Origin of the sequence: Microvirga soli, assembly GCF_016734765.1 — a bacterium.
Classification (GTDB): Bacteria; Pseudomonadota; Alphaproteobacteria; order Rhizobiales; family Beijerinckiaceae; genus Microvirga; species Microvirga soli.
The window spans coordinates 1-7,794 of sequence record NZ_JAERQE010000097.1 but is presented as its reverse complement, the minus strand read 5'-3'; the positions used below and the strand labels follow the sequence as shown (position 1 = coordinate 7,794).

The 7,794-nt window shown below is 59.6% G+C and carries 4 protein-coding genes and 2 pseudogenes; 3 read left to right on the top strand and 3 right to left on the bottom strand.

Going from position 1 to position 7,794, the window contains the following annotated elements:
* Window positions 1-1,364: 1,364 nt before the first annotated feature.
* Window positions 1,365-1,885, bottom strand: a pseudogene (locus JKL45_RS28730) (DDE-type integrase/transposase/recombinase); the annotation flags it as partial.
* A 357-nt stretch (window positions 1,886-2,242) separates the two neighbouring features.
* Between JKL45_RS28730 and JKL45_RS28725 the strand changes: the two are divergent.
* The 3 genes and pseudogenes from JKL45_RS28725 to JKL45_RS28715 form a co-directional block, all read left to right on the top strand.
* Window positions 2,243-4,162: a transglycosylase domain-containing protein gene (locus JKL45_RS28725; RefSeq protein ID WP_201865191.1), complete on the top strand. Its 1,920-nt coding sequence runs from the start codon at window positions 2,243-2,245 to the stop codon at window positions 4,160-4,162.
* A 57-nt stretch (window positions 4,163-4,219) separates the two neighbouring features.
* Entirely contained in the window at window positions 4,220-5,494 is a 1,275-nt protein-coding gene (locus JKL45_RS28720; RefSeq protein ID WP_201865190.1) for a lytic murein transglycosylase, read from the top strand.
* A 123-nt stretch (window positions 5,495-5,617) separates the two neighbouring features.
* A pseudogene (locus tag JKL45_RS28715) lies at window positions 5,618-5,965 on the top strand (transposase); the annotation flags it as partial.
* A 623-nt stretch (window positions 5,966-6,588) separates the two neighbouring features.
* On the opposite strand, the gene JKL45_RS31010 reads toward JKL45_RS28715, so the two are convergent.
* Window positions 6,589-6,759: a hypothetical protein gene (locus tag JKL45_RS31010; protein WP_201865189.1), complete on the bottom strand. Its 171-nt coding sequence runs from the start codon at window positions 6,757-6,759 to the stop codon at window positions 6,589-6,591.
* An 88-nt stretch (window positions 6,760-6,847) separates the two neighbouring features.
* On the bottom strand, window positions 6,848-7,576 hold the full coding sequence (locus JKL45_RS28705) for an IS6 family transposase (protein WP_201865188.1): 729 nt from the start codon (window positions 7,574-7,576) through the stop codon (window positions 6,848-6,850).
* Window positions 7,577-7,794 lie beyond the last annotated feature (218 nt).

Sequence of the window (7,794 nt, the reverse complement as noted above, 5' to 3'; positions counted from 1 at the left end):
AATCACCCCACAGGCGAGCTGACCAATGGCCACCTCAAACCGCACCCGAATTTACACTCATTGACGGACGTGACCCTGAAGAGCGCCTGAGCTCTCAATATCGACGCTGTAGCACTTCACGCTCAATAACGGTTCTTCGCAGTTTGGGCACTTGGCTGACATGGCGCACCTTATGTTACTTAGTTTAAGTGAAGCGCAGGAATGCCATTTGGTCAATTGGGGCCGACTTCTTACCGCGCCAACTCCATGGAGCATTGCTGAGAGTCTGGAACTGTTGAGGTAGATAATAGGTTGGATCAACTTCCAATTATGGAAGTTGGCTGAGGGTGTGCAGGATCCAAGCAAAAGCGCCGACGGCGGTTGCAGTCATAACGATCCAAAATAACTGATCTAGTCGGTCGCCCGGCTTCAAATCCATGGCCGTACCCTCGGCGAGCAGAGCAACTCCAATCTGAGCGGACAGTACCTGCGGTTTTCGTCATTCAACAGCCGGATTGTGGGCTAGCGAAAAGTGGTGCGCTTAGGCCAGAGAGGGGTAGGACAGCGCAAGCACGACGCCAAGAGGGGTCCAGCCCGAGAGCGCGGCTACAACACCCGATGGGATAAAGCCCGCAAGACCTTCCTGATGCGCAGCCCCCTGTGCGTCATGTGCCAGAAGGAGGGGCGAGTAACTCCGGCCCGCGTGGTTGACTACATCATTCCCCATAAGGGTGACACGGCTCTCTTATGGGACACGAGCAACTGGCAAGGCCTATGCTTCCCTCACCACTACAGCAACCAAGTAGAAGGAAGAGCGCGGCAGGTTTCAGGCAGTGGGTGAGGATAGGTGGCCTACATCCCAGTGAGGACAACAGCAGGATGTTGACGAGCAGCGGCGCTACTTAGCTCCACCGGCGAGATGACAGCTGATGCTCGATGGCCTGAGCGGCAGGAGATCGCGGCCAATTCAAGCGCAGCCTCGCGAGCTTCATCCTCGGTAGTATACGAGTAGATGGCTCTGCCCTGGCACATCACTAACCAGCGGTCTTCCTGAAGGTGAAAGACTTCGAAACGTTGCATGTCGGTTGCCCCTATGACCAATGACAGCATACTGAGTCCAGCCCTGACATGCGGCATTCTCCGAGGAGGTAGGGGGGCTCTCCAAAGTATAGAGGCTTTCAGTCTCGGACCGGCGCCCATCCATTTTCGTTAGATCCCGCAGGTTTCCAGAAAAAGTTCAGGATTGCGTCGCCGGTCCCTGGTCACACTTGGATCGATGCGATGATCTCTTCACGCTTGCGGTCGTCCTCAGTTTTAGTGATCAGCCCATCCTTCAGGAGAGCTTCTATCTTCGTCTGTTGTTGCCCCCGAAAGATCGGACAGGATTATCGCGGTTGACATGAGGCCATGAACTCACGAGGCGAACGATAGCCGAGTGCCTCGTGCGGGTGAAGGCTATTGTAATGCTCGAACCAAAGGGAAGGCTCTCCATCACCGTCCAGGCATCCGGGATCGAGCTAACGCGGGCGTAATCGCGCTTGATCGTCCGCACGAAGGCTTCGGCCATGCCATTGCGCTGTGGGCTCTGTACGGGTGTGGTCCTCGGCTCCAGCCCCATCTCCCGCGCTAGGCTCCTGGTGTCACGGGCGATGTAGCCCGAGCCGTTGTCGGAGAGCCATTCAATCGTCTGCGGCAGACGGGTTACCGGCCCGAAGCGGTACTCAACCGCGGTGACCATCAGATCCTGCACATACTCGCCCTTGATTCCTTCCGTTGTGGCCACATGGCCCAGCACCTCCCGGTCGCAGCAGTCGAGCGCAAAGGCCACGCGAACCTTCTCGCCGTTGTCGCAGCCGATCTCGAACCCGTCCGTGCACCAGCGCAGATTGGAGCGCTCCACGGCCACACACCGGCATCGTCAACGTAACCCTTTTACTTGCTCTTTCCGGTGTTTGAGTCCGAGGCAGACTACGTAAGACGCGCTGGCGAACATGCAAACAATCGTGAGACGGCGTGTCCGGGATGAGCAGCCTCGCAGAAGTCGGGACAGCCGCGAAAAACCAGATAGTGCGGATCAGCATTCCTCCCCCGCGCACGAACAGGCCTGTGGGCTATGGAAGCGAGAAAGCCAAGTGATTGATCAAAGCTCACAGACAGCCAATCCTTGAAAGCTTAGCTGTAACAGCATACCAGTTTCGGCCATAGTCTTCGTGTTTGTTAAAGGTCTTGGCGCCGAATCGGTCGGCGCATCATAGGGCCTCCAATGACCCGCGCTCTGGCTTTGGCCACTGCTCTCCTGCTTGCCAGCCTTTCCTTCCCACCCACCGCACAAGCCGCCGACCCGGTGCACTTCTGGGACCTTCAGCCTCGGTCCTTGCGTCTCCTGGTGGCCTCGCCCCAGGTGATGGTCACCCGCACCGAGACGGGGTGGGATGCCTACTGCCGTTGCCCGGTCGTGCTTTCACCCTCAGAGATCCCTGAGGTGATGAAGAAGGCAATCGTCGCAGTCGAGGACAAGCGCTACTTCGATCACGGCGGCGTTGATGTTGCCGCGCTACTGTCCGTGCTCAAAGGCGGCCTCACCCGCGGTGGCAGCACGATTCCGATGCAGTTGCTCAAGAACGTAGTGTTCCATGATCTGCGCGCCAGTGACGTACTCACGCGTCTCGAGCGCAAAGGTGCGGAGGTCTGGTACGCCGGCCTCTTCGATGAGGCAATCGGCAAGGAGGAGCTATTGGCTGCCTATCTCAACCAGATCGAGTTCGGTGGCCGCGATATTGTCGGGCTGTACCGGGCGAGCCGGCACTACTTCCGCAAGGAGCCCAAGGATCTGACGCTGTACGAGGCCGCTCTGCTCGCTGGGATGGTCAAGGCACCGGCCCGGCTCAATCCGCTTCGGGAGAAAACCCGGGAGCGGGCACGCGAACGGGCACTTCTGGTCCTGAAGCTTATGGCCGAGCAGGGCAGGATCACGGACACGGAGCGGCGCCAGGCTGAGAAGGTTGGCACCCGTCCCGGCATGCTGCCGGAGTTCAAGATCCAGTCGCAAGCGTTTGCTGAGTGGGTGGTGGAGACCTGGGCCGACAAGTATGTACAGCTGGGCGAGACAGTCCGGTTCTTTGTCAGCCTGAACCCGCGCGTCCAGCACATCGCGGAGCAGCAACTCAGCAGGCTCGTCAAGGACGGTGCTATCCCAGGCCAGTATGATGCGGGCGCGGTGATGATGGCTCCGAATGGACGGCTGCAAGCGATGGTGGGGTCTATCAACTGGTCCCAGCGGCAGTTCAACAACGCCGTGAAGGCTCGCGTACAGGCTGGCTCGACGGCCAAGCTGCCGTTGCTGATTGCCGCTTGCGAGGCTGGCAAGACTCCGGAGAGCCGGGTCGTGGACCAACCGGTCAGAGGAAGCTGGCCGGCGAACGGTGAATTGGGCTATCGCGGTCAGACGACGTTGAAGGAGGCTTTTGCCTCATCGCGCAATGCCGCTGCCGTGCGGCTGGCGCAGGAGATCGGGACGGAAACCGTCGCTCAGGCCAGCCGACGCATGGGTATCGATCCCGGCGCTGCAACTGATGCCGGTTTTGTCCTCGGTTCCTACTCCAGCAATGTCATGAGCATGACAGCAGCCTATACAGCGGTAGCGAATGGCGGTTACCGGGTCGATCCATCGGGTGTGCTGGCGGTGGTCGATGGCCGTGGCCGTGTCCGGGCTGACTTTCTCACGCCCATGCGGACGAGAGTCATCCCGGAGAAATGCGTTGAGCCGACCCAGGCGATTTTGCGTGAGGTGGTCGAGAATGGGACCGGACGCGCGGCTCAGTTGAAGCGCTGGACAGCGTACGGGAAGACCGGGACCTCGACCGGCAATGCCGATGCTTGGTTCATTGGCTGGAGCGCGCAACGGGTGTTTGGCGTCTGGATGGGCCGGCGCCGTGGCGAGAGCGGGCCTGCTCTTGCTGGTGCGGGCGCACCGGCTGCTTACTTCGGGCGTGTTGCTACTGCGGTGAACGAATGGAGCGAGCGCCAGCAGAGATTAGAAGAGCAGCGGCTCGCGAGTGCACGCTCCAAGAGAGGTCTTGAGCCGGGCAGGATCGTTGATTGGCTCTCTTCCCTCCCGCAGGCCATGAAACAGCCTGATACACCAGCAACTCAGGAAAGGCCTCTCAGAGAGAAACGGACTTGAGCCATGCGGGCTCGGCTGGAGCTATTCTCTCCATAATCGGCTCAATCTAGAGTGCTCATGATGCTCATCCGTTATGTCAGCTGCGTGTTTGCCGTTCTGCTTGCCGGCGGTTCCAGCGCTCTCGTGGTGGCGGAGCGCTCGCCGGTGCAGGCGCAGAGATCAGACACGCGACAACAAGTTGAGGATCAGTTCCGCGAATGGCTGCCCGGCACAGTCTGGCCTGATGCGAAAAAGCAGGGGACTTCTCGCGAGACGTTTGACCGCGCCCTCTCGTCCCTTTCGCTTGATTGGAGCCTGCCGGAACTGCAGCCCCCAGGCCAAACCACCGCAGGGGACGATCAGCGGCAGGCCGAATTCCAGAACCCCGGCCTCTACTTTTCGGAAGGTCAGCTCACCTCGCTGGCGACAGCCGGCGGGAACCTCCTAAAGCAGTGGGCGAATGCTCTGATGATGATTGAGCAGCGCTATGCTGTGCCGCCTGAGATCATCGTTGCTATCTGGGGACGCGAGTCGCATTTCGGCCGAGTCAGGCCCAAGCACCAGGCCGTGAGGGTTCTGGCCACGCAAGCCTTCATGGGCCGGCGGCGCACGCTCTACTATCCAGAGCTCCTGGCGGCGCTGCGGATCCTGGAGCAGGATCAGTGGCCGGAGGAGACCTTGCTGTCATCCTGGGCTGGGGCGATGGGGCAGCCGCAGCTGCTGCCCTCAAGGTTCCTGCGCTATGCCGTTGACGCAGACGGAGATGGTCGGCGCGACATCTGGCGCTCGGTGCCAGACAGCCTTGGGTCTATCGCAAACTATCTGCATGAGCATGGTTGGAACCCAGGAAGGAGTTGGGGTGTGGAGGTGCGGGTGCCGGCGAGTGTCTCCTGCACCTTAGAAGGGCCGCGGCAGGGTAAACCGGTACGGGAGTGGGCACAGCTCGGCCTGGCTCGCGCCGACCAGACATCTCTTCCAGACGAGAACAGCGATGCTATCGCGTTCTTGCTGATGCCGGCGGGGCGACTGGGACCAGCATTTCTGGTGTCTGATAACTTCTACGTGCTCAAGCAATACAACGAGTCCGACCTCTATGCGCTGTTCATCGGCCACCTCGCGGATCGGCTGCGCGGCGGCTCCAGCTTTCAGGCAGCGTGGGTTCCGACCGATCCCCTAAAACGGGGTGATATCTGGGCCATGCAGGAGCGCCTGCAGGCTCAAGGCCACGATGTCGGCAAGGTCGACGGCCTGATCGGCTTTGCGACCCGTACGGCCATTGGCCAGTGGCAGACGAGAAACCAGCGCGTGGAGACCTGCTTTCCTGATGCGGCCTTGATCCCAATGATCCGCTAGGCCGCTGTCCTTATGACGCTCCCGGTCTGCGCATGACAGAGCGCCTTGTTGCACGAATGGGTGAATTGGTAGCCGGATCTGGATAGCGTATCAGCTTCTCCGCCGTCTGAATAAAGATCCGCTATGCCGTTCAAGGCCCATGCCGCTCGCCGTCACTACACTCCTAAGCAGCGATGCCGGGTGACGAATTGGGCCGAGTACGACGCCAGTCTACGTCAGCGCTGAAGCCTCACGGTCTGGTCCCCTGAGGAGGCGATTGCCGCTTGGCGAGCTGAGCCGCGCACCACACCAGGTGGTCAAGCCCACTACTCGGCTTTGGCGATCAGCACGGCATTGACGCTCTGGGCGGTGTTCCAGTTGGCACTGCGTCAGACGGAGGGCCCGATCGCCTCGATCCTGCAGCTCCTGGGCCTGGATCTGGCGGTGCCGGATCATTCGACCCTCAGCCGTCGCGCCGAGGCCCTCAAGGTTGGCTCAGCGCAAGAACAGTTCCAAATGACACGGTAACGTAGTACGTAGCAAGAACATGAGCTTCTCAGTTGGCTGAGAGGCCTCCTCAATGGCTGAAGACGGGTCAGGTCTAGGCGTCTGAGCCATTATCCAGGGCAGAAGCACTCATAGTGCAGGGTACTGCTCTCCAAAGTGTCGTCCGTGAGGGAGTGGCGCTGCTCGGATAGGCTCGGCAAAGCAGTTGGCGCAGCAGTTTCAACCGGGTACCAGATCGACGCGAGGCTCAGTTGGGTCCTCGTTACGGATCAATCCTCAAGCCGCATCATGAAGGTTGCCGATCCGTTCGCACTATACGTGTCATTGAGCACACCTCTTGTTCTGACCCCTTTAGGCGTCTGTCCGAAGGCATGATCCCCTCGGGCAGGAGCGATCACCGTATCCGGCATGGATAACGCATCGCTGGTCAATCCGTTTAGCCGGACAGGCTTTGAGGAGAGCCTTGGGCAGAGCTTATCTCGCTTTCTGCTTTGGCGGCGTAGACGGACATTCATCCGGTTCGCTCAACACTACGCTATGACCCAGAAGCGACCTTGCACTGTTCGAGCTAGCGGTCCGTCAGTCCGAAGCCAAATCGTGCGTCTTTGTCAAATCAGAGCGGGCTCGTCTCCGCGGTTCCTGAGACAGTTCCGGCACTTCTCGATGGTGGTCCAGAGCGCCTTCTTAGTGCGTGCGTCCGCTTTGCGCGAGAGCGCATTAAGCTTGGCAAAGAGGTGCTCATCCGGGTTGAGATCCAGGCTGTATGGCGGCAGATCCATCGGGCTCTCATCGATCAAGCTACCAGCCCAACTTCAAATGTAGCCAGAAAGATGCCATTCTGGGAGATGTCGCGTTAACCTGGCGAAGTCAGCAAAAGGCTCTACCTCGCCAGTTCCAGGCAAGCAGGCCAGCTGCCTCTCTCCATTCCGCCATAGCCCTCAGGCGGTGAATGTGGGTGGAAAGCGCAGTTTGGTTTGACCGGGCAGGAACGAACAAGTTCCTGACAGTGGAAAAGACCGAGGTGAACCGCTGCAGACCTCCGACAGACCGGAAGCCCTGCATCATCCGCTCCGTCCTTCGCAATAGGACATGTGAGCTCTCGGCCCTGTTGTTCTGACCTTTATAGGACCGATGCTCGACCCATGCCATCACCTGTCGCCGGGCTGATCCATGTAAGGGTAATTTGTAGGTGATGATGCGCTTTGGCGCTGCCCCCTGCCTCTTCAGCAGCCGGGTCAGCAAGCGCTTAGCAGCCTTGGTGTCGCGCCGGCTCTGGACAATCTCGTCGAGGACATAGCCATCCTGATCCACCGCCCGCCACAACCATTGCTTCTTGCCAGAAATGCTAATTACCACATCGTCCAGATGCCAGACGTCGTTACGGCTGGGCGGCTTACGATGCAGTCGGCGCGCATATTCCGGCCCGAACTTCTTGCCCCATCGACGAATCGTCTCATAGGAGACCACGATGCTGCGCTCCAGCAGCATCTCCTCCACGAGGCGAAGACTCAGAGGGGACCGGAAGTACAACCAGACCGCATGGGCAATGATCTGGTGTGGAAATCGATGGCGTTTGTAGCTGACGGGCTTGGTCATGCCCCGACATCTAACCCAGAGGCCTCTGACCAAGAGTTACCGTGACATCCCCATCCACCTGACCACGGCCTACCAGATCCCCACGCTTCCTATTCACGACAGTCTGTTGGTTCCAGTGTCGAAGATCCGCCAGTGCAGGAGCCGGTCACGTCCGTCAATGAGTGTAAATTCGGGTGCGGTTTGAGGTGGCCATTGGTCAGCTCGCCTGTGGGGTGATT

Coding starts and splice junctions, on each gene's coding strand:
- JKL45_RS28725 (WP_201865191.1), top strand. CDS start 2,243: ATGACCCGCGCTCTGGCTTTGGCCACTGCTCTCCTGCTTGCCAGCCTT.
- JKL45_RS28720 (WP_201865190.1), top strand. CDS start 4,220: ATGATGCTCATCCGTTATGTCAGCTGCGTGTTTGCCGTTCTGCTTGCC.
- JKL45_RS31010 (WP_201865189.1), bottom strand. CDS start 6,759: ATGGATCTGCCGCCATACAGCCTGGATCTCAACCCGGATGAGCACCTC.
- JKL45_RS28705 (WP_201865188.1), bottom strand. CDS start 7,576: ATGACCAAGCCCGTCAGCTACAAACGCCATCGATTTCCACACCAGATC.